Origin of the sequence: Nostoc flagelliforme FACHB-838 (assembly GCF_014698065.1) — a bacterium.
Taxonomy (GTDB): Bacteria; Cyanobacteriota; Cyanobacteriia; order Cyanobacteriales; family Nostocaceae; genus Nostoc; species Nostoc flagelliforme_B.
On sequence record NZ_JACJSI010000040.1, the window covers coordinates 39,106 to 60,958 of the forward strand.

The window sequence follows — 21,853 nt, forward strand, 5'->3', positions numbered from 1 at the left end:
AAATGACTATAAAACAGTCTTTCACAGCAGACGATATTCAAATATTTTTGGTATCTAACTTAGCTAAATTGCTAGGAGTAGCAACTGATGAAATAGATGTCAAAGAACATTTAGAAAACTATGGGTTGGATTCAGCCCAAGCAATGATTCTAGTAAGTAACTTAGAAAAGTTGCTAGGATTTCAACCATCTCCATTGCTTCTGTGGCATTACCCAAATATTGAAGCTCTTTCACAGCGTTTAGCTGAAGAAGTGCAAGAAGGTTCGCCAGTTCAAGATACAAAGGTAGTAGCCTCTAATGCCAATGCTGCACCCTCTGTTCTAGATTTAGGTGCTGAGGCTGTTCTTGACCCCACAATCCATCCCGGTGCTGCATCTAATGTGCTTGTGGGTGAGCCCAAGAACATCTTTTTAACTGGAGGAACAGGCTTTTTAGGAGCTTTTATCATCCGGGAATTGCTACAAGAAACTAATGCGGATATCTATTGCTTAGTGCGTGCTACTAATGCCGAAGAAGGCAAAAGCAAACTCCAAAAGAATCTGGAACAGTATGCAATTTGGCAGGAAGAATTTAACTCCAGAATTATTCCGATTGTCGGCGATTTATCTTTGCCATTGTTAGGTGTTGGCTCTGAACAGTTTCAAACTTTAGCTACCAATATTGATACTATATATCATAGTGGTGCTTTGTTGAATTATGTTTTTCCATACTCAGCATTGAAAGCAGCCAATGTTTTAGGCACTCAAGAAATTTTGAGATTGGCTTGTCAAATTAAAGTCAAGCCTGTACATTACGTTTCTAGCGTTGCTGTTTTTGAATCCACGGCTTATGCTGGTAAGGTTGTTAAAGAACAGGATGAATTCAATCATTGGGAAGGTATTTATCTTGGTTACTCTCAAACAAAATGGGTAGCTGAAAAGTTAGTAAAAATTGCTCGTGACCGTGGACTTCCTGTAACTATCCACAGACCGCCACTGATTTCTGGTGATAGCAAAACAGGCATTTGTAACACACATGACTTTATCAACTTGATGACCAAGGGCTGTCTACAAATGGGATATTTCCCTGATGTAGATTATATGTTGGATATGTCACCTGTAGACTATGTAAGTAAAGCGATCGTTTATCTATCACGCCAGAAAGAATCCATAGGTAAGGCTTTCAATTTACAACATCCCCAACCTGCTGCTTTGAAAATGCTAGTTGAGTGGATACGCTCTTTTGGTTATTCAGTTGAAATGATTCCTTATGAAAAATGGCAATCTGAGTTAATCAATAATGTGACTTCTGCGGATAATCCTTTGTACACTCTGCGACCATTTTTGTTGGAACGTTGGTCTGATGAACAATTGACTATTCCTGATTTGTATTTACAAGCTAGAAGACCCCATATTAGCTGCCAAGATACTCTTCATGCATTGGCAGGTAGTTCTATCGCTTGTCCTCCAATTGATTCTCAATTGTTTATGACTTATACCGCCTACTTAATTCAAAGTGGTTTCTTAAATCTCGCTTAGTAATTTACAGCTAGCGTAAGATGTCTGAAAAGTGTTTAGCTGTGATTTTAGATACTTATTGATTCCCCCTTAAAAAACAGGGCTGTTTCATTCTCAAACACGATTTGTCAAGACGGTTAGCGAGAAAATTGTAAGTAAGCGTGACGATGAGATGAACATTTAATCACTTAAATATCAGTAAAATAGTTTATTTTATCGGCACGCTGGTAACAAAATAACCAATTTTTAATTGCTAGAACCCTTGATTTTTAAAGCTCTTTAGGGAATCAAACAGCCCTGCTCTTAAAAGGGGGGTATAAGGAAGAAACTCAAAGTCACCCTTAAATAAGGGGGATTTAGGAGGATCTCTAAGCGTTAGTAACATAACTAACGTAACGCACCATTCCAGATATTTTCACTACGTTACAGAAGCCCTAACACACTACAAAACAATTTTGTTTAGTTTATGTTCTTTAGGACTCAGTACTACTGAACAGCCAATATTTAAGATGCCAGCCAACAACTCATACACCAATAGCGGCAATATAATTGCCCTGTTGGTGTATGCTCAATCATGTAGATTTTTAGTATTCATCTCTTGACAAAAGCAATCGAGGATAGAATGGTTACTATCGGGCATAAAACTTTAATTTTACCCGCTTGCTTTTGTAAGTAATCAAAAACTAGCGCTAGCAGTCTGAAATAACCGAACTTCTTTAATGCCCAACTAGTTCGATGCATAAGTCCTAAATTTACGTTTGGACTGCTACATCTATCCAATGCATCATACAAGCATTTGAAAGGGTAATAACTCAAGACATTTCTTGTCGGTTCAGATATTACGCGTACTTAATTGTAGAACGAGAACCACTGTAAATGCAATACAGCTTCATCAAGTTGAATTCACCAATATTCTTACATGAACACAACACATCAAGATCAGAGCAAACAAACTGCTCTTATTACTGGGGCAGCTGGTGGAATTGGCTACGAATTAGCACGTATTTTTGCTGCTCATGATTACAATCTGGTCTTAGTAGACAGAAACGGTCCAAAGCTAGTAGAAATTGCAGCTAAATTCCAAAAAAAATTTGGAATTTTTGTCAAAACTATTGTTAAGGATTTATCTATATCAACTGCTCCTGAAGAAATTTTCACGGAGTTGCAACTCGCCAATATTAATGTTGATGTGCTAGTAAATAATGCTGGATTTGGTATCTATGGATTATTTCACGAAACAGACCTAGCTACTGAACTGGAAATGCTACAAGTAAATTTGGTGTGTCTCACCCATTTAACTAAGCTATTCGTGAAGCACATGGTAAAGCAAGGTGAAGGTAAAATATTAAATGTTGCCTCGGCTGCTGCTTTTCAACCAGGCCCTTTGATGGCGGTTTATTTTGCTACCAAAGCTTATATCTTATCTTTTTCAGAAGCGATCGCTAATGAATTAGAAGGTACAGGTGTCACTGTGACAGTTCTTTGTCCAGGTTCAACAGAATCTGGCTTTCATGAAAGAACTGGGATGGCTGACTCTAAGTTGCTCAAGGGTAAGAGGATGATGGATGCACAAACAGTAGCCGAAATTGGTTTTCACGGCTTAATGAAGGGCAAAACCATTGTCATTCCTGGTTTTATGAATAAACTACTGGCAAAAAGCGTCAGATTTGTACCTAGAAAGCTGGTGACAAGAATTGTGAGAAATATGCAGGAAGATAAGTAAGCTGGTTGTCATTAGTCATTTGTCATTGGTCATTTGTCCGCAATATCTCTCTTGTTTCACCCAGGAGATGAGCTTAGTCAACATCAGTACTGCCAGCATTTTAAGTTCCAGCCACAATTTGCTATAGCAACAGCAGCAACATAATTGTTAGCAGGTACTAGTTCAAAAAGACTCCAGTCTTCAGTTATCTGTAACTTGGCTGGTTCTGTGGGAGTGAGCGACACTTCAATTTGCTCTAACTGAGCTAGTCCGTCTCCAGTTGCTTTTAAATAAGCTTCCTTACAAGTCCAGTAACGGAAAAATACTTCTTGCTGTTGGTTGTGAGATAGCGATCGCAACATCTCATATTCTCCCGGTAAAAAGAACCGTTTGGCAAGAGCTTCTAAATCAGACATCGGACGAATATATTCTAGGTCTACACCAATTTCCCTAGTGCAATTCACCGCACACAAACCCAACCCTTGGGAGTGAGACAAGTTAAACGCCAGTCCAGTATCGGCAAATGTATCTGCTAATACTGGTTTACCACGGTGTTGATAATTAAACTGCACTTGTAAGGGCTGGATATCCAAATAGCGGCCTAATATAGTTCGGAGAATACCGCGGCCAGCGATGAAACGCTGCCGATGTTCCTGAAAATAGAATCGTTCAGCACGAGCCATTTCGTCGCCAGAAAGGGTTGCTGCTAAGTTTTGCAGTTGTGGTTCTGGTTGGTCAAGGTCTATGCGCCAGACATGAATCTCATCCGGTAGCGAAGTTAAATCTGTTGGTGCAGGTAGCCAAATATGATTAGAAGCGGTCATTGAGTCAAAAAGTCAAGGGAGTTTTACTCTACTAGTACCGCAAGGCGGAAGTCAAAAGTCAAAAGTTAAAAGATTGCTTTTCCTGGCTAATATGCTGATTTATTACTCTACATATACGTGATATACGTGCCATTTTTATTACTTTAGATGTACGATTATTAACTCAAGTTTAAATCCTGTGAAAGAGAATATATTAAAACCTTTGGTAGAGAACAGGAAATTTTATTTTGGCTAAAACATTAGCTATACAGTTTTACCCAAGTAATTACGAGGAATGTCTGCAAGTGTATTTTTTTTGGCAAATTGTTAAATCTGAAACAAAAAAATCTTGCCAAAGCTTGTTAAAAATCTATTAGAACTACTTTTTTGCAAAGCATAGTGAGAATGAATGATTATTAATTTGGAGTACCTTGCCTTCTTTGTGCTGCTACTGACAGCGCTGCTATTAGCAATTAAGGAAATGAGCGTTGCTTTAGATGAAGTAGATGTTGAGCGCTTTACACTCTGGACAGGTGTTGCTTCTGTTATCGCTGGTTTACCAATAATATTGTGGTAGCTTCTGGGTCAATGCCATCCTCTCTATTGCAATAGTTTATTTAGGAAAAGTAGTGAAAACAAGCTAGTTTGTTCACTCTTTTAGGCTTCCAAACAAGACGATTGCATCCGTTGAGTAACCTAGCAGCTAAAATATTGTCTCGTCTACTACTCTCTTCGCTTTTCCTCTAACCATTGTAAAACCCGATTCCATGCCCACCAAGGGTCAGGGTCTTGTATTTGGCGTTGGCACTTTTTACTACTCAAGTAGCCAACATGACCGCCGTACTGAGTAAGAAACAAATCTATTGCAGAATTGCGATCGCACGCTTCTTCTAATTCTGGTATGATAGCCGGGTCAAAAAGTGGGTCATCGGCAGCATATAAAATCAAAGTCGGTTTTGAGATTTGCGGCAAGATTTGTAAAGCACTACTAGCTTGGTAATATGCCTCTACAGAAGAAAAACCTAGTCGGTTAATTACTAGTTCATTGTCAAAACCCCAAATACTGTTCGCTCGTTCAATGGCTGCTGGATCAATGCTTCCCGGATGAGCATCATGGATTCGCCATGCCAGTTTTTTTAAATTCTGGGCAATCCCCGCTTCCAAATATCTGCCGAAGGGTTTTGTAACTAGATAAGATAGCGATCGCTCCGAATCCAAACTCGGACAAATCACCATACTACCGCCAATATCGCTATCTTCTAATCCTAAATCTTCATACTCCCTAATCACCTCACCAGCTACCTTCACGGCCCAGAGTGCCAATTGCCCTCCTAAAGAATACCCTGTAAACCAAAATTTTCCAGGACATCCCATTGCCTTAGCAGCAGCAGCGATGCGAACAAAATCCTCCCCCTCATACAAACCATCAGAAGTTAGAGTTGGCGACAATTCGGCCGTTTTGCCGTGGGCCCGCCAATCAAATAACACTATCGCGTATCCTTGAGCGTAAGCCTTACGTCCTAGCACTCTCAAAAACCATTCCGTCTCTAGCTCTCCAGTAATGCCATAAGTACCGATAATCGTGCTATGAGCATTTTCCGGGATGGCAACCAAGCCAAAAATTGGCACACCTTGGCCACCAACAAAGATTTTCTCGTGATAAGACGGTTCTGGGTCTTTAGTAGTACTTTGCCAGTGACGTTTTCCCCACAAAGCAGTGTATACAGTCATCATTAGACCGTTTTGTAAAAACCAAGACGGATTGTAGGGCGGAGTATAACACATCATAGACTATAAGATTTCATGTAATTGAGTCTTGATTTCACAGTCATTTAATCTTAATATTTATGTAAGATTTAAAGCTTTTTTAGAATTGATTCAAAAATCTTTGTATCTATCAAAGGTTGTTAATTATCCTTAATAAGTAGTAATAATTTTTAAGAATGCCGAGGATTCTTGTCATAGACGATGACCCAGCGATTTCAGAACTAGTTGCCGTCAACTTGGAAATGGCTGGCTACGATGTTAGTCAAGCTGAAGACGGCATCAAAGGTCAAGCGCTGGCTCTCCAGCTGCAACCAGACTTGATCATGCTCGATTTAATGTTGCCCAGAGTAGATGGGTTTACCGTTTGCCAACGGCTGCGCCGCGACGATCGCACCTCTGAGATTCCCGTGTTAATGTTGACGGCTTTGAGCCAAACTCAGGACAAGGTGGAAGGCTTCAATGCTGGCGCAGATGACTACCTCACCAAGCCTTTTGAAGTTGAAGAACTGCTAGCGCGGGTGCGGGCACTTTTGCGGCGGACTGACCGCATTCCCCAAGCCGCAAAGCATAGTGAAATTCTCAACTATGGCTCACTCACCCTCGTTCCCGAAAGATTTGAGGCGATATGGTTTAATGAGACGGTGAAATTGACTCACTTGGAATTTGAGTTACTTCACTGCTTATTGCAACGCCACGGTCAAACGGTTTCTCCTAGCGAAATCCTCAGAGAAGTTTGGGGCTACGATCCTGATGATGACATAGAAACGATTCGAGTCCATATCCGCCACTTGAGAACCAAGCTAGAACCAGATCCCCGCCACCCCCGCTATATAAAGACAGTATATGGTGCTGGATACTGTCTGGAATTACCCGGTGTACCTCCAGCAAATGAAGGAGCTTCAGTAACAGTCGTTGAATGAAATCATGCTAAATTTCTTTAAACTTTGCCATTACTTAGGCAAGAACTCTCAGAAACTCTTGTTCTTTACCGCTTAGTTAAGGTTATTGGTGGAATTTACTACTGTGTAGAGATGTTGTAATGCAACGTCTCTACAAATGTAATTGACAGGTAAATTATTTTAACGGTTTTAATAGGGTTTATCAAAACTGCGATATTTGCACCAGTTTTCATACTCCTCATACCGTTATGCTAATGATTTTCAAGAAGTCCACGAAGGAACTTTCAATAAACGGTTCTGGCAAAAACACTCTACACATTCAAACCAACTATTCAACTATTCTTTAAGCCTGAGCGCTGATAAGCTAAGAATCTTTGTAATTTGCATCCTCAAAAAAATGAATCTCTTGTGGGGTGGGCATCTTGCCATAGGTGTCAAGTTAAGGCTGGTTCCCAAATGTCAAGTGACCTTTTGGCATTATCCCTATGCCGTTTGCGAACAGCTTTAACTAGTCCCATTAAGCGATATTGAGAATGCTTAAAAGTGCAAATCAACGTATCCCCATGCCTGAAGTCATTTGCTCTGCGTTTGATTTTTGGTCAAAAAACTTTTGCAATAATAATTAATATAAACTTTACATATCGTATTGATTAGTGCAATCAAAAATTAGTCAACGAGCATAGCCTTTTATCTATGAAAGCAATTTAATATTTATTTAATATTGAGGCTTGTGAATAAGCAAGATTGACATATAAAGCTGTAAGCTATTATTGATCCCAATAAAAATTGGCGATAAACAAAACTTGCAATTTTTGTAAGATTTTCTACTCAAATTTTTGAACCGTCTTTGGCCTAAGCCTTCCGTATTGGAGATTCGTATTTAGCGACTCGCCATTTAAAAAGGCATTATAGCCAGCTGCTTTGCAAAGGATTAAAGTTTTCTTTGTCTAATTTTTCATGGCAATAAAACTTAAAACTTACTGGAGGTAGCTGGCAATTTTGAGAAACCCAAATTTATTTTGTATTTTTTGTAACCAAAGCCCCAGTATGTCATTGACTAATACGATCAACTTTAGAAACTTACGAGGCGATTTATTGGGTGGTGTAACTGCTGCGATCGTTTCGTTACCTTTAGCGCTGGCATTCGGTGTCGCTTCCGGTGCTGGGCCTGTAGCTGGGCTTTATGGTGCAGTTTGCGTTGGCTTTTTCGCAGCCTTATTTGGTGGGACACCAACCCTCATTTCTGAGCCAACCGGCCCAATGACCGTAGTCATGACTGCAATTGTCGGTTCCATGACAGCAGCCAACCCCGAAAACGGCTTGGCAATGTCATTTACCGTAGTCATGCTAGCGGGAGTATTCCAAATTTTCTTTGGGATATTTAAGTTGGGTAAATACATTACCCTCATGCCTTACAGTGTGATTTCTGGCTTTATGTCTGGGATTGGGGTAATCCTGATTATTTTGCAGATTGCTCCTTTTGTCGGACAGGCAAATCCTAAAGGTGGCGTACTGGGGATGGTACAAAATCTGCCTCTGTTATTAACTAAGATTAATCCTGCCGAAACAGCTTTGGGCTTGCTAACGCTGGCAATTATTTTCTTCATGCCATCCAAAATCAAGCGCATTATTCCCCCGCAACTCGTCGCTTTAATTGTCGGAACTATAGTTTCTCTAACCATCTTCGGCGGTGTAGATATCAGACGAATCGGTGAAATTCCCGTAGGACTGCCCACATTACAAATCCCTACCTTTAGTGCATCTCAAATCACAGTGATGATTGTTGATGGAGCAATGTTGGGGATGTTGGGTTGTATTGATACTTTATTGACGGCTGTAATTGCAGATAGTTTGACTCGTACTGAACACAAATCTGACAAAGAATTGATTGGTCAAGGTATCGGTAACTTGGTATCTGGTTTGTGTGGTGGGCTACCTGGTGCTGGTGCCACGATGGGAACGGTAGTCAATATCCAAACTGGTGCTAGTACAGCAGTATCTGGTTTAACTCGTGCGTTAATTTTGTTAATTGTAGTTTTGTGGGCTGCGCGTGTTACTCAACCTATCCCAATGGCGGTATTGGCTGGTATTGCTCTGAAAGTGGGGATTGACATTCTTGACTGGAGCTTCCTAAAACGCGCTCATAAAGTGTCGCTGAAAGTGACTGCTTCTTTGGCAATTGAAAACGCTATCAAAGATGCTAGTGAACAAGGTCGTCATGTGTTAGTTGTTGGTGCAACTAGCAAAGTCAAAAAGCGTTTAGACAAGTTTGGCATTTCGAGGTTTGTACCAGAGCATTATATGTTTGTAGATCGTGTAGATGCGCTCAAACAAGCGGTTGCTTTAGTTAATCCTCATGCAACTGATGCTAATACTTCTGGCGTTAGTAACTACACTGACACCTATTCGTAATTTGTAATTCGTAATTAGATTATGAATTACGAATTACATTTTTTAATTGGCTCCAAAATGAATCAGAAACACAAGCAAAAACATGATTTTTTCAGAACCAATAGTTAATTCATTTACCGGGTTAAATTTCCTCACCGTAGGTTTCCAGTCTCCTTTACTAGCAACAACTAACGAGGCAGAATATGCTCCTATTGTGCTGACTGGAGTATTGCTAAGTTTAGTAGTCATTTATCTGGCTAGTAAAATTGGTGGCGAATTATTTAGAATGATGGACTTGCCCCCTGTATTAGGAGAATTAGTTGGTGGGGTGCTTGTGGGTGCTTCTGCTCTCCATTTGGTAGTGTTTCCCGACAGTGGAGCGGCTGGTAGCGACTCCATTATCATGACTATCCTGCAATTCATTAATAACCTCAGTCCTGATGCCGTCACATCAATTTTTCAAAGCCAGAGCGAAGTTGTTTCTGTGCTTGCCGAACTAGGTGTGATCATTCTGTTATTTGAAATAGGTTTAGAATCAGACTTAAAAGAATTACAGAAAGTCGGTTATCAAGCAACAATTGTTGCTTGTGTTGGGGTAGCTGTTCCTTTTGCAGCTGGTACGGCGGGGCTGATTTTATTGTTTCATGCACCAGTAATTCCAGCGATTTTTGCAGGTGCAGCCCTCACCGCTACGAGTATTGGGATTACCTCAAAAGTTTTGTCAGAAATTGGACAGTTAAAATCTCGTGAAGGTCAAATTATTGTCGGTGCAGCCGTCATTGATGACATTTTAGGTATCATCGTGTTGGCAGTAGTGGCGAGTCTTGCCAAAACTGGTGAGGTTGATATTTTCAACGTCATTTATCTGATTGTCAGTGCTACAGTTTTTCTTATTGGCTCGATTCTCCTCGGTAAATATTTCAATCAGAGTTTTGTTGCCATTGCTGAGAAATTGCAAACGCGAGGCAACTTAATTATCCCAGCATTTATCTTTGCCTTTTTCATGGCTTTTCTGGGTAGCGCCATTCATTTAGAAGCTATCTTAGGCGCATTTGCGGCTGGCTTAGTTTTGGATGAAACCGATAAACGCAAAGAGCTAGATGAGCAGGTTAAACCGATTGCTGATATCCTAGTACCAGTTTTCTTTGTGACAGTTGGCGCGAAAGTTGATTTAAGCGTTCTTAATCCTTTAGTTCCAGGAAATCGAGAAGGATTAATTATTGCTACCTTCTTAATTGCGATCGCAATTATCGGTAAAGTTGTCACAGGTTGGGCGGTTTTTGGTCAACCTGGAATTAATCGGTTAGCAGTTGGTGTGGGGATGATTCCGCGTGGCGAAGTTGGGTTAGTGTTTGCCGCCATTGGTGCAGCTAGTGGTACCCTTGATAAACCATTGCAAGCTGCGATCATTATTATGGTGATTTTGACAACCTTCTTAGCACCGCCTTTATTGCGGTTTGCATTCAAACAATCACCAGAAGAAAAAGAATCTTTAGAGAAAGCCAATGTAATAGGCTAGCGCCGCAAATAAAGAGGCAGGGAGCAGGGAGCAGGGGGAAATAACTCCTTCTCTACTAGTGGTTCTATTACCCCTGCGGGGAAGCAAGCTACAGGTGAAGTGGTCACTGAGCGCAGCCGAAATTTCAAATCCCAATTCTGTTCTATCCCCCCTGCTCCCTGCTCCCTGCCCCTTTTCCTCTTTTTCAATCCTTATCCAACAGGCAATTTCCGTGTTAGAAGCGTGCATATTCGCAACAATATTTTGCGGATTTTTCGGCATCATCCTTAAAAAGAACCTCGTTATGAAGATCATCTCTATGGATGTCATGAGTACCGGGGTTATCGCCTATTACGTGCTGATTGCATCACGAAATGGCTTGTTCACACCAATTATTTCCAACGTCAAAAATATCAGATACGCCGACCCGGTTCCCCAGGCGGTTATATTGACGGCGATTGTGATCGGATTTTCGATTCAGGCGTTAATGCTGGTCGGCGTTATGAAGTTGGCACGAGATAATCCGACTTTGGAAAGCAACGAAATCGAGAAGAATAACACGCCATGAATAGCATTACCATCGCATGGGTTGCACTACCGTTTTTTTTGGGCTTTGTCATTTATCTGCTCCCAAAAGTTGACAAATATCTCGCTCTGTGCGTGGCTTTTGCTTCAGCAGGATATGCCTTGCAGCTATTTGTCACTCAGTCGCCACTGACACTACAGTTACTAGATAATTTTGGCGTTATTTTAACAGTCGATCAATTAAGCGGCTACTTTATATTAACTAATGCGCTGGTGACGGCAGCAGTCATCCTCTACTGTTGGCACAGCAATAAGACAGCTTTTTTTTATGCACAACTGATCATTTTGCATGGCAGTGTCAATGCCGCGTTTGTCTGTTCGGATTTGATCAGTTTATACGTGGCGTTAGAGGTGAGTGGTATTGCTGCGTTTCTGTTGATTGCCTATCCCCGAACTGACCGCTCGATTTGGGTTGGCTTACGCTATCTGTTTATCAGCAACGTGGCAATGCTTTTTTATCTGGTTGGCGCGGTGTTGGTATATCAGGCGCATCATTCCTTTAGTTTTGAAGGTTTGCGCGTAGCACCTCCAGAAGCCCTTGCCCTGATTTTTTTGGGACTCTTGACAAAAGGAGGAGTTTTTGTATCAGGATTATGGTTGCCATTGACTCACTCCGAATCGGAAACGCCAGTGTCGGCGATGCTGTCGGGAGTTGTGGTAAAAGCTGGTGTCTATCCATTAGTGCGGTGTGCGCTGATGGTAGCAGAGGTTGATCCGATAGTAAGAACCTTTGGAGTTGGGACAGCGCTTTTGGGAGTTTTCTATGCAGTCTTTGAAAAAGATACCAAGCGGATGCTAGCGTTTCACACGATTTCGCAGTTGGGCTTTATTCTCGCTGCGCCGTCCGTGGGTGGTTTTTATGCACTGACGCACGGACTGGTTAAATCGGCGCTTTTTCTAATTGCCGGGGCTTTACCGAGTCGCAATTTCAAGGAACTACAACATCAAGCGATCGCTACCCCAATCTGGATCGCCTTAGTTATAGCCAGCTTCTCGATATCTGGTTTTCCCTTATTGTCCGGCTTTGGGGCGAAGGTGTTGACAACGAAGAATTTGCTGCCTTGGCAAGCGATCGCTATGAATATTGCCGCCCTTGGAACAGCAATATCCTTTGCCAAATTCATATTTCTACCGCGTGGGGGAAAAGCAGAGGTAAAGCCTGGTTTCTGGGCAGCCATAATTCTGTTAGTCGGTGGGCTGTTCCTAGCTAACATTGCGTATTACGAAGCGTACACCGTTGCGAATATTATTAAACCTCTCGCAACCATCGGCATTGGATGGTTGGCATATTTACTAATTTTTAAACATTCAGTACTCAAGCTGCCGCGTGTCCTTGAACAATTTGACCATTTGATCGGTGTCATGAGTCTGATTTTAATCCTATTGTTCTGGAAGGGATTTGCATGGTTGGGTATTTAAATCTAATATTGCGACTGACTATCTGGTTTTTGCTCACTGCCGATTTCAGTGTGGCGAATATCATCATTGGCATCAGCATCGCACTTCTATTGCCGGGTGGTAAAACAGCAAGGGAATCATTAAAAGATTGGCTGCGTGTACTGGGTGAAATTATAGTGGCGATTCCGCAGGCGTATATGGAGGCATTTCAAATCATCCTCCGCCCACATAAATACGAAGAGATAACGATGGAACAAGTTAAACCAGGACGTACACCAGGGCTTGTATTCCTAGATATATTCCTAATTACCTTTACGCCAAAAACCATTGTTTTGAAATACCACGAAGCAGGCTGGTACGAAGTACATTGGGTGCGACGGAGGAGAAAAGTATGATCCTGAATCTGGTATTGATTGCAATGATTCTAGCAATGCTCATCCCCATGTATGAGGCATGGCAAGATGATGATATTTGGCAAAAAATGCTCGCATTTGCCAGTGCTGCCACCAAAACTTCAATCATGATTCTGGTGGTATCCGTCTTGCGTGATGATTGGATGATTGGTGTTGTCGGGGTCATCATCCTAAGTGTAGGAAATGCTGGCTTAATGTTGCTGGCTCATGTTATCAAACGAATGAATGAAGTATGATTGACTTTTTCAGTTATATATGCATAGGCTTAGGATTTTTCTTCTGGTTTTGGGGAACCTTTCCTCTGCTGGGCAAGCGATCGCTATTATTCAAACTCCATAGTCTTTCGGTTGCAGACACCCTTGGCTCGATGAGTATCATCATCGGGCTGCTCTTAAAGATACCCAGTGAATGGCCGCTGCTCATCCTCGCTCTCATCTCCTTAGCCATCTGGAATACAGTGCTGGGGTATGTATTGGCTTACTGTTCTAGTAGCGAGGGAAACTATGAATGATAGCTATCTCTATATCATCATTGCCCTATTGCCGTTGGCTGGGTGTATGGTGGTATTTCAGGTCAATCCCTACCATGCGCTGGTCATCCGTGGAATATTAGGAGCAGTGTCGGCACTGGTATATGCGGTTTTAGGAGCGCCAGATGTTGCCTTGACCGAAGCCTTGGTGGGTACTATGCTGGCAATTACCCTTTACGCGGTGGCAGTGCGTTCATCCCTGGTGATGCGTCTTGGCTTAGTCAAAGACGAGGCAGATGACGAACAGCATTTTGGGCAACTGATGGATGACTTACGCACAATTTTTCGTAAACGCCAGATGCGTCTAGAACTGGTTCCCTACCCAAATACCCAAGCTTTGGAACGGGCGCTGATGGATAAAGAAGTCCATGCAACTTGTGTCAGACGAGAACAAAACCACGCAACTAGTGAGGACGAAAAACAGTTTTATCACACCGCCATTAGGGTGAAACGCATCTATGAGATTATGCAAACTGAACTTACATCACCAGCGACAATCCTGAGTTATGTAAGTACACCAGCTGAAGGGGAGAAGCATAAGTAAACTACCCACCACCAATTGCTAAGAGCAATATGGTGGGGACTTTAAAAGCCCAGAGTTTACCCGAAAAGCGTGTTAAATCACTCCGATTTTTAGGTCATCTTACCTACAAATACGCAGCCAGTTTGTAGCTCTAAGGTTAACAGTTAAACAGAGTCATTGGGTTTGAGTCAGTGCTGTTAGCATAAAAAGCCTTTAAATCATTGTCCAGGCTAACATTACCCGAAAGGAGGGACAGGAATGTCCAAAGTATTTGTTTTAGACACCGAAAAAAGACCATTGATCCCAATCCACTCAGCACAAGCTAGACAGTTATTAAGGAACAAAAAAGCAGCGATTTATAGGCGCTTCCCGTTTACCATTATTCTCAAAGAAGTGTACCCAGATTCAGTAGTAATGCCACTACGATTAAAGCTTGACCCAGGTGCCAAAACAACTGGAATTGCATTAGTCAACGATTCAACTGGAGTAGTTGTATTTGCAGCAGAATTAAAGCATCGCGGCTTTGCTATTAGAGAAGCTTTAACATCTAGGCGACAATTAAGACGTGGTAGACGTGCTAGAAAAACTCGTTACAGACAAGCTAGATTTTTAAATAGAACACGTCCAGAAGGATGGTTAGCGCCAAGCTTACAGAGTCGGGTTGATAACATAAAAACTTGGGTTGAGAAACTGCGTAAACTAGCACCGATTGAGGCTATGAGCCAAGAATTAGTACGCTTTGATATGCAGTTAATACGTAACCCAAAAATTCAAGGAAAAGAATATCAACAGGGAACTTTAGCTGGTTACGAAACCAGAGAATATTTATTAGAAAAATGGGGGAGACAATGCGCTTACTGTGGTATAAAAGACGTTCAACTACAGATAGAACACATTCACCCAAGAGCCAGAGGAGGCAGTAATTCAATTACTAATCTCACCTTAAGTTGCGAAAAGTGCAACACCAAAAAAGGAACTAAAGATATTAAAGATTTCCTAAAAAAAGACCCATCCAAATTAACAAAAATCTTGGCGCAAGCTAAAAGACCCTTGGCAGATGCCGCCGCAGTAAATACAACTCGTTGGGCATTATTTAGGGCTTTAAAAGAAACAGAACTACCTGTAGAAACAGGCTCAGGAGGTCTAACAAAGTTTAATCGCTGTCAACAGAAATTAGAAAAGACTCATTGGCTAGATGCTACTTGTGTTGGTCAATCAACACCCAAACTAATTGTTAAAGCCGTTAAGCCATTGTTAATTACAGCTAATGGGCATGGTTCTAGACAGTCATGCCGGACAGACAAATTTGGTTTTCCTAGCCGTCATGTACCAAGAGAGAAAATACATTTTAATTTTCAAACAGGTGACATCGTAAAAGCATCTGTCGCCACTGGTAAAAAAATCGGTAATTATGCTGGAAAAGTAGCTATTCGTTCATCAGGCAGTTTCAATATCTCGACCAAAAACGGATTGATTCAAGGAATCTTGCACAAGTTTTGTAAACGCATTCACGCAAAAGATGGTTACTCTTATGCACAATAAAAGATTTATTAATTGCTCAACTGTCCCTCTCAAAGTTTTAGCTAACGCACAAAATCATTCAAGGGACGTTTGCCTACGGCACGCTACGCGAACGCAATTAACCCTCCATTCCTCCCGCCACCAATCTGAGTACAGATTTGGTGGGAGTCTCCTGGAGGTTTAAGATGAAATGGATCTACATTGCAGCAGGGATAGCGCTGTTTGTAAAAATGCTCGTCTTGCCGAATTCAGCGCCAGTTGTACCGGATTTCTCGATCGTTGAATCGATTGTTAAAGATGGTGGCATACCCAATGCGGTAACAGTGATCATTCTCAGGAATCGGTTGTATGACACGATCTTCGAGGTGGTGGTATTTACGATCGCGATCATGGGAGTTAATTTTCTGCTGGCGAATGAACAGCCATCCTGCGCGATTTATCGTTTCACAGATCAACCATCCATTGTGCTGGCGCGTCTGGGAGCAACTATTGCTGCGATGGTAAGTATCGAACTAGCTATTCGGGGACATCTCAGCCCTGGCGGTGGTTTTGCGGCTGGAGTTGCAGGTGGAACTGCGATCGGGTTGATTGCCATTACCTCATCACCAGAGTGGATGCAAGGGATTTACCAGCGCTATCACGCCGCTACATGGGAGAAGGTTTCGGTTCTTGTTTTCATTGTACTGGCGGCTATAACTCTGACTGGAGTGGAGTTACCGCATGGGGAAATGGGCGCACTTTTGAGTGGGGGGATTGTCCCCTTGCTGAATATTCTAGTTGCAGTCAAAGTTGCGTTGGGGTCGTGGGCGGTGATTTTGGTTTTTATTCGTTATCGGGGATTGTTGTAAAAGATAATTTAGGATTTTTTCTCAGCGCTGCGCCAGTTGCTAAAGAGCGGGAACGCTAAGAGCGTAGCTTGCTTCCCCGTAGGGGTACAAGTCGGGGAACCGCAAGGGCGCACTGGCTTCTCTGTACCTCTGTGGTTTAAAATAATTTTTTGAACCACAGAGGCGCAGAGGACACAGAGTAAAGAGGTTAAAGAGGAATTTATTTTTTATACCTTATCTTTGACTGCTATATCCAAAATTAGGCAATTCGAGTTACTTGCTGATTCACACGGGGACGACCAAAGCGTTCCCAAGCACTCCCTCCTCTCAGAAATAGCTCTAAAAAGCGCAATGGTTCTCCTGAATCGCCTCTTGACCAACCGGAACTACCAGGAGCAAAAGCTAAAGTCCCTTCAGACACCTTGAAGCTGCCATCAGAATACACTGCATCACTCACTACATCTCCAATCCGAATCACGATCTTGGTTTGAGGTTCCAAGTTAAGTGTATGTGCCGCAATAGTTGTTTTGATGTTACCGTAGCCATCAATCCAGGCAATTCGATCTGGTGGAACATCTGGGATTTGCTCACTCTTCAGGCTATCTCCCAGAACGCTAAAATCTTCATTCATAATGGCAGCCGCAGCCGGAGGAAATACATCCCGTGAGCGAAACTGCGAACCACCACGAGAAACATTGACCACTCGCAACTCCTTTGTATAGTCTTTGATAAAGGAGAGGGTGTAGCCTGCATTCACACCTACTACTTTTACACCATTGGATAAAAGGGCATAAGTTAGTCCTTCACCTTCATTGTCTCGACGGGCTTCAGGATCATCCTGACGAGGCGCACAGTTATGATAAATTAGGCGATCGCTAGGGCCTGGGTTGAGTCCTAGTTGGGCAATCCAAAATCCTGTTGCCAATGTACTGAATGCTGGAACCGAAAGCAAATGAATTTGGGCATCGGGAGAAGCCATCAACAGACGTTGTGTGACTTCTGTAAATGCCGGATCTCCTGTACCGTAGTCTGCAATAACGCAGATAAACATTCAGCTCCTCCTTTTAATGGGTGTAATTTGCAATCAATGGTTAGACAATAGTTGGCCTTCAAAGGCTCTAGTGAACCAGCCTCATCAGCAGTCTACGTGTGATCTCAACTATATGCAAGATTTCTAGATAACATTGAGCGCAATTTTCCAGCTAAAAATACTGGAACTACACAACTTAGATTAATTACATCAGTCATCATGTGATTACAGGTTTAAATAAGCAGTTGTCTGCTCATTTAACTTTTATTAATAACGTTAAAGTTTTAGTCAACGCAATGAAAACAATCACGTCACTTTTTAGCGAAGAACGCAACCAACTCCAGACAGATATTGATAACACAACCAACATTGAGGAGATAGTTAAACTCGTTCAGAATCGGCTTGATAATCTCGAAAGAATTTACATTGAAAAGCTTAATTTGGCTCAAGTTCGTCTGGCTTCCTTTTTCCTAGATACCCTGCGGCAGTCCATCGCTGCTCTTGCTGCGGCTAACTATTCTCAAATTGCTCCAACAGAGCAAAAGCAATTTCCTAACCCAAGTACAAACCTTTTTTCCAGCAGATTAATCCTGAAACTGCTAAAGGGGCTAATTTATATAGGCATCTTAGGTTCGTTGTTCTCTTTAACTAAAACTAGCCCAGGCGCATGGATGGCTATCTTACTAACCTCTATACTTCTAGGGGTAGAAGTTGTGCTTCAACTTGAGTTAAAGAGCCAGCAAAATTCTATGTCTTCAGAGCTATTGGAATTACCTAAACCTCTGCTTCGGGTTGATAGCAAAGTATTTTTAGATCATCTTGGCGATGCTCTCAACACTATCGACCTAGCAGTAGCTAGAGTAGAAGAATGGAATAAACATGAAGGCGACTTAGCAATAGAAGAACTGCCAGAGTTATTGAATTTTCTGCAAAGGCTAATGGGCGCATCAAAACTTGATAAACCCCAAATGGCTTATGAACTGGCAAAACTTCTACCACAGATTTTAATGTCTCAGGGAATTAACGCTCAAATTTACCGACCAAATGACCCGCACAGCGATCGCAATTATTTTGACTTTGAGCCGAGTATCGACCCCGATACCAAAGATCACGTAACTTTAACTCCGGCTTTGTTGAAAGGCGATCGCTTGATTCGGCGCGGTAGGGTAATTGAGCCAGCATATTCCTCTGCTAGAGAATAATAGACAATAAGGGTATGGAAATTTTAGAAACAATCGGTTTTGATTTGGGGCACGGTGAAACGGCTGTAGCTAAAGCGATAGTGGAAAGCATCGACCCCCCCCAGATGCTGGAGATTAACAACAAGAAGAACCAAATTACAGCCCTTGGCTGGCATCCTAAACTCGGTTATCTTGTTGGCGAACAAGCATTAATTCAAGCTGGCGTTACCCAACTGACAATTTCTTTCAAGCAAAAACCCAACAACGATCCTAAATATCGGGAAACAATTAGCACTTTTGTAGCAACCTACTACCGACTTTTGAAAGAAAGTAAACAACTTGAAGGTGGGGAAAGTAGCTATTTTTACATTGGTTGCCCTTCAGGATGGTCAGTTAGCGATCGCACTGAATACCAAAAGCTACTTCAAGAAGCTGGTATTCCCCAACTAAATGTTGTACCCGAATCGCGGGCTGCTTTCATGCAAGCCAAGGAAGCCGGGAAACTGGAGTATGACAAACTTATTGCATCGGTGCTAATTGTCGATATTGGTTCTTCAACCACAGATTTTACTCTAGTTAAGAGTTTAGAAGAAATCCCGATAGATTTCGGGAGTAATACTTTGGGTGCATCCTTAATTGACAAGGCTATTTTTGCCCGGACTGTCGCCAACCACGAACAAAAAGCATTACTCGAAAAAGTATTTAAGGAATATCCCCATCACCAAGCTCGTTGTGAACTTGCTTGTCGCAAAGCTAAAGAAGATTACTTTTCTAATGAACAGCTATACAGCGATCCTGAATCCTTTGCGCGTGGCTTCGAGTCAATTAACGAACAGATTTATTTTATTCCCCAAGTCAATAAATTGATGATGGAGGAAATTTTAAACCAGCCCTTACCGGAACTGGGGCATCATAGTTGGGTGCGATCGTTTAGCGACTCTTTAACCGAGGCGAAAGAAAAGCTGGAACAACTTGGAATCGTGCCGAAACTTTTGCTGATGACTGGTGGTGCATCTCGCATGAAGTTTACCCACTTGCTTTGTCAGGAAATGTTTCCCGAACCAGAAACGCTGCTTCGCCCTGATCCAGAACCGGAACGGTGCATTGCACTGGGTTTAGCACGAGTAGGACGATGGGATCTGCGTGCTGCTGCTTTTAAGGAAGAAGTCAACAAACTATTTACCTCGAACACGCTCAAAGATTTGATTAAGAGGCATATCCCGGAGTTAATCGAATCATTAACTAAGCCTTTGACAGACGGCTTGCTCGTCAACGCAGTTAAACCAGCTTTAAAAAATTGGCAAAAAAACAAAATACGGACTTTAGCCGATTTGGAAACATCTTTAATCAGTCGGGCAGAACAGTGGCTCAAAAGCGAACGCGCTGTGCAGATAATTAATCATCAATGCGCTTATTGGTTTAGCAATAAAATCCAACCCGATTTAGCCGCACAAACCGATCCAATTTGTCGAAAGTTTCAGATACCTAGAAGCAGCTTAAGGTTCCAGGATAGCATTGACCCAAATTTTGTTAACCCAGAGTTACGGATTGGAGATGCTATTTTGGCTGAGACAGTGGGCTTTATTGTCAATGTAGTAATTGGTGGAGGTACTGTAGCTAGCATCATCACTCTCATACTAACTGGACATTTAACCTGGCCTATTGCATTAGTATATGGGGCTTCGGTTATGGCGGCAGGAATGGAGTTAAATCGCAAGAGTGTTCAAGAAGTAATCAAAACAAATGTAGATGTACCTAGTTGGGTTCGTTCTAGTTTTTTGAGTGATAAAAAAATTGAGGATATGTGTGAGCAAATAAAGCCTGAGTTAGAGAAAGTTCTTCAAGAACAATTGACAGCAGATCAAGAGGCTTTTGATAAACTGATTATCAAAGTTGAGCAAGGGCTTCAAAAAACCCTTTCTAGCAAAGTTCTATCTTGCATAATTTTGATCCAATAGCGGTAATATGTAGGATTAGGAAACTTTAGAAAATAGAGAAAAGTCTCATTTAAATTTAATTATTGAACTACAACCAAAACAATTATGTTAGCTAAATTTCGTTTGCCAATGATTTAAATATGTAACCTGCTCAGAAGTCAATGATTCAAACAATAGTTGTCTTTATCATTATTGGGCTGATTCTCGTCGGTATTTTAATCAATCCCATTCTAGTCAAAAGGCAAAGAAACCGTCTCAAACACCGTCCTTTTCCCCCACTGTGGAATGCAATTGTTGAGAATAATCTTCCTATTTATCTGTGTCTCTCTACCGATGAAATTAGACGAATTCAGAGACATATTCAAGTATTCTTAGCAGAAAAGCAATTTATTGGTTGTAGAGGATTACAGGTGACGGAGGAAATGAAACTGACCATTGCTGCGATCGCCTGTTTACTCCTATTAAATGAACGTAGGCAATACTTCCCTAGACTACGTTCAATTTTAGTCTATCCTAATGCTTATTTTGTTCAGGAAACGACTTCCATCGGAAAATATGTTGTTGAAGAAAGGCGTGTGGCAAGACTGGGAGAATCGTGGACAAATGACCAAGTAGTACTGTCTTGGGAACAGGTGAAACAAGATACTAATAACTGGAGGGATGGACGTAACGTTGTGCTTCATGAATTCGCCCATCAGTTGGATCAAGAAGATGGTAAAGCTGAGGGAGTTCCGATACTGCAACATAAATCAGACTATGCTATTTGGGCGAAAGTTATGACAGAAGCATATCAGCAACTTTGTAATGATGTTCTACAAGGCGCAAAGACGGTAATGGATACCTACGGTGCAACAAATCCCGCAGAATTTTTCGCCGTAGCGACTGAGACATTCTTTGAGAAACCGCACCAATTACTGTCCCAGCATCCGGCACTTTATGAGCAACTGCAACGTTACTATCAATTAGATCCTGTGCAATGGTTTTAAAATACAGCTAATTGTAAGTTAGGTTAATCGCATCAAGCTAGAAGCCTGGGGCTACACAAACAAAGCCCACCAACCTAGACTAAATTTAAACTACAAAATTGTAGAGGCACAATAAACATATTGTGCCTTTATGGATGTGATCTGTTTAATTGAAAACCGTCTTGAAAGTGGATTCATGTTTAGATTAGACTTCCACTCAGTTGACCCGACCCAACTATGCTTGAATGATGAAGTCGGAGGCAGTAAGAGCAGGTGCACCAGTAAGTTGTGCAAATTGACCGCCACTGCCGAAACCAGCAGCACTACCATTTTGATTGTATAGTAACTGCCCAGTCATAGAGTCATAAACAATTACTGCATTGCTAAG

At 41.8% G+C, this 21,853-nt stretch carries 20 protein-coding genes; 17 read left to right on the forward strand and 3 right to left on the reverse strand.

What is annotated here, in order from left to right; all coding sequences use genetic code 11:
• The first annotated feature begins 2 nt into the window (after positions 1-2).
• Together H6G97_RS19765 and H6G97_RS19770 are read left to right on the forward strand one after the other, a co-directional pair.
• A complete protein-coding gene (locus tag H6G97_RS19765) occupies positions 3-1,517 on the forward strand; it encodes a thioester reductase domain-containing protein (RefSeq protein ID WP_190942416.1) in 1,515 nt (504 codons plus the stop codon).
• Positions 1,518-2,415: 898 nt separating this feature from the next.
• The gene (locus tag H6G97_RS19770) at positions 2,416-3,219 is read left to right on the forward strand and encodes an SDR family NAD(P)-dependent oxidoreductase (protein WP_190942417.1); all 804 of its coding nucleotides are present in this window, start codon (positions 2,416-2,418) and stop codon (positions 3,217-3,219) included.
• Between the two features lie 83 nt (positions 3,220-3,302).
• On the opposite strand, the gene hetI is transcribed toward H6G97_RS19770, so the two are convergent.
• On the reverse strand, positions 3,303-4,022 hold the full coding sequence (gene hetI, locus H6G97_RS19775; RefSeq protein ID WP_190942418.1) for a 4'-phosphopantetheinyl transferase HetI: 720 nt from the start codon (positions 4,020-4,022) through the stop codon (positions 3,303-3,305).
• Positions 4,023-4,410: 388 nt separating this feature from the next.
• Between hetI and H6G97_RS19780 the strand changes: the two genes are divergently transcribed.
• A complete protein-coding gene (locus H6G97_RS19780; RefSeq protein ID WP_190912835.1) occupies positions 4,411-4,578 on the forward strand; it encodes a hypothetical protein in 168 nt (55 codons plus the stop codon).
• A 146-nt stretch (positions 4,579-4,724) separates the two neighbouring features.
• On the opposite strand, the gene H6G97_RS19785 is transcribed toward H6G97_RS19780, so the two are convergent.
• A complete protein-coding gene (locus H6G97_RS19785) occupies positions 4,725-5,789 on the reverse strand; it encodes a YheT family hydrolase (RefSeq protein WP_190942419.1) in 1,065 nt (354 codons plus the stop codon).
• 155 nt (positions 5,790-5,944) lie between these two features.
• Between H6G97_RS19785 and H6G97_RS19790 the strand changes: the two genes are divergently transcribed.
• From H6G97_RS19790 to H6G97_RS19840, 11 genes are all read left to right on the forward strand, one after another.
• Positions 5,945-6,688, forward strand: a complete 744-nt coding sequence (locus H6G97_RS19790) for a response regulator transcription factor (RefSeq protein WP_118170349.1) — start codon at positions 5,945-5,947, stop codon at positions 6,686-6,688.
• Between the two features lie 1,026 nt (positions 6,689-7,714).
• Entirely contained in the window at positions 7,715-9,079 is a 1,365-nt protein-coding gene (locus H6G97_RS19795) for a SulP family inorganic anion transporter (RefSeq protein ID WP_190942420.1), read from the forward strand.
• A gap of 82 nt (positions 9,080-9,161) precedes the next feature.
• Positions 9,162-10,577: a cation:proton antiporter gene (locus H6G97_RS19800; protein WP_190942421.1), complete on the forward strand. Its 1,416-nt coding sequence runs from the start codon at positions 9,162-9,164 to the stop codon at positions 10,575-10,577.
• Positions 10,578-10,788: 211 nt separating this feature from the next.
• Positions 10,789-11,124 (forward strand): cation:proton antiporter subunit C, encoded by a 336-nt coding sequence (locus H6G97_RS19805; protein WP_069073515.1) that lies wholly within the window; start codon positions 10,789-10,791, stop codon positions 11,122-11,124.
• Complete coding sequence (locus H6G97_RS19810; RefSeq protein WP_190942422.1) at positions 11,121-12,560, forward strand: cation:proton antiporter; 1,440 nt, start codon at positions 11,121-11,123, stop codon at positions 12,558-12,560. Before H6G97_RS19805 ends, H6G97_RS19810 begins: the two co-directional genes overlap by 4 nt.
• Positions 12,545-12,934 (forward strand): Na+/H+ antiporter subunit E, encoded by a 390-nt coding sequence (locus H6G97_RS19815; RefSeq protein ID WP_190942423.1) that lies wholly within the window; start codon positions 12,545-12,547, stop codon positions 12,932-12,934. Before H6G97_RS19810 ends, H6G97_RS19815 begins: the two co-directional genes overlap by 16 nt.
• A complete protein-coding gene (locus tag H6G97_RS19820) occupies positions 12,931-13,188 on the forward strand; it encodes a hypothetical protein (protein WP_190942424.1) in 258 nt (85 codons plus the stop codon). The genes H6G97_RS19815 and H6G97_RS19820 overlap by 4 nt, the downstream gene beginning before the upstream one ends.
• Positions 13,185-13,463, forward strand: a complete 279-nt coding sequence (locus H6G97_RS19825) for a monovalent cation/H(+) antiporter subunit G (protein WP_190942425.1) — start codon at positions 13,185-13,187, stop codon at positions 13,461-13,463. Before H6G97_RS19820 ends, H6G97_RS19825 begins: the two co-directional genes overlap by 4 nt.
• Entirely contained in the window at positions 13,456-14,025 is a 570-nt protein-coding gene (locus tag H6G97_RS19830; RefSeq protein ID WP_190942426.1) for a DUF4040 domain-containing protein, read from the forward strand. Before H6G97_RS19825 ends, H6G97_RS19830 begins: the two co-directional genes overlap by 8 nt.
• A gap of 237 nt (positions 14,026-14,262) precedes the next feature.
• Positions 14,263-15,546 (forward strand): RNA-guided endonuclease IscB, encoded by a 1,284-nt coding sequence (iscB, locus tag H6G97_RS19835; protein WP_190942427.1) that lies wholly within the window; start codon positions 14,263-14,265, stop codon positions 15,544-15,546.
• Between the two features lie 164 nt (positions 15,547-15,710).
• On the forward strand, positions 15,711-16,373 hold the full coding sequence (locus H6G97_RS19840) for a Na(+)/H(+) antiporter subunit B (RefSeq protein WP_190942428.1): 663 nt from the start codon (positions 15,711-15,713) through the stop codon (positions 16,371-16,373).
• A 238-nt stretch (positions 16,374-16,611) separates the two neighbouring features.
• On the opposite strand, the gene H6G97_RS19845 is transcribed toward H6G97_RS19840, so the two are convergent.
• Positions 16,612-17,403, reverse strand: coding sequence for an SAM hydrolase/SAM-dependent halogenase family protein (locus H6G97_RS19845; RefSeq protein WP_190942429.1), 792 nt, complete (start codon positions 17,401-17,403; stop codon positions 16,612-16,614).
• A gap of 275 nt (positions 17,404-17,678) precedes the next feature.
• Here H6G97_RS19845 and H6G97_RS19850 point away from each other — a divergent pair, with 275 nt between their 5' ends.
• The 3 genes from H6G97_RS19850 to H6G97_RS19860 all read left to right on the forward strand — a co-directional run bounded on the left by H6G97_RS19850 (position 17,679) and on the right by H6G97_RS19860 (position 21,486).
• Entirely contained in the window at positions 17,679-18,584 is a 906-nt protein-coding gene (locus H6G97_RS19850; protein ID WP_190942430.1) for a hypothetical protein, read from the forward strand.
• A 14-nt stretch (positions 18,585-18,598) separates the two neighbouring features.
• Positions 18,599-20,521, forward strand: coding sequence for an Hsp70 family protein (locus H6G97_RS19855; RefSeq protein WP_190942431.1), 1,923 nt, complete (start codon positions 18,599-18,601; stop codon positions 20,519-20,521).
• A 140-nt stretch (positions 20,522-20,661) separates the two neighbouring features.
• Complete coding sequence (locus H6G97_RS19860; protein WP_190942432.1) at positions 20,662-21,486, forward strand: M90 family metallopeptidase; 825 nt, start codon at positions 20,662-20,664, stop codon at positions 21,484-21,486.
• Positions 21,487-21,853: the final 367 nt, after the last annotated feature.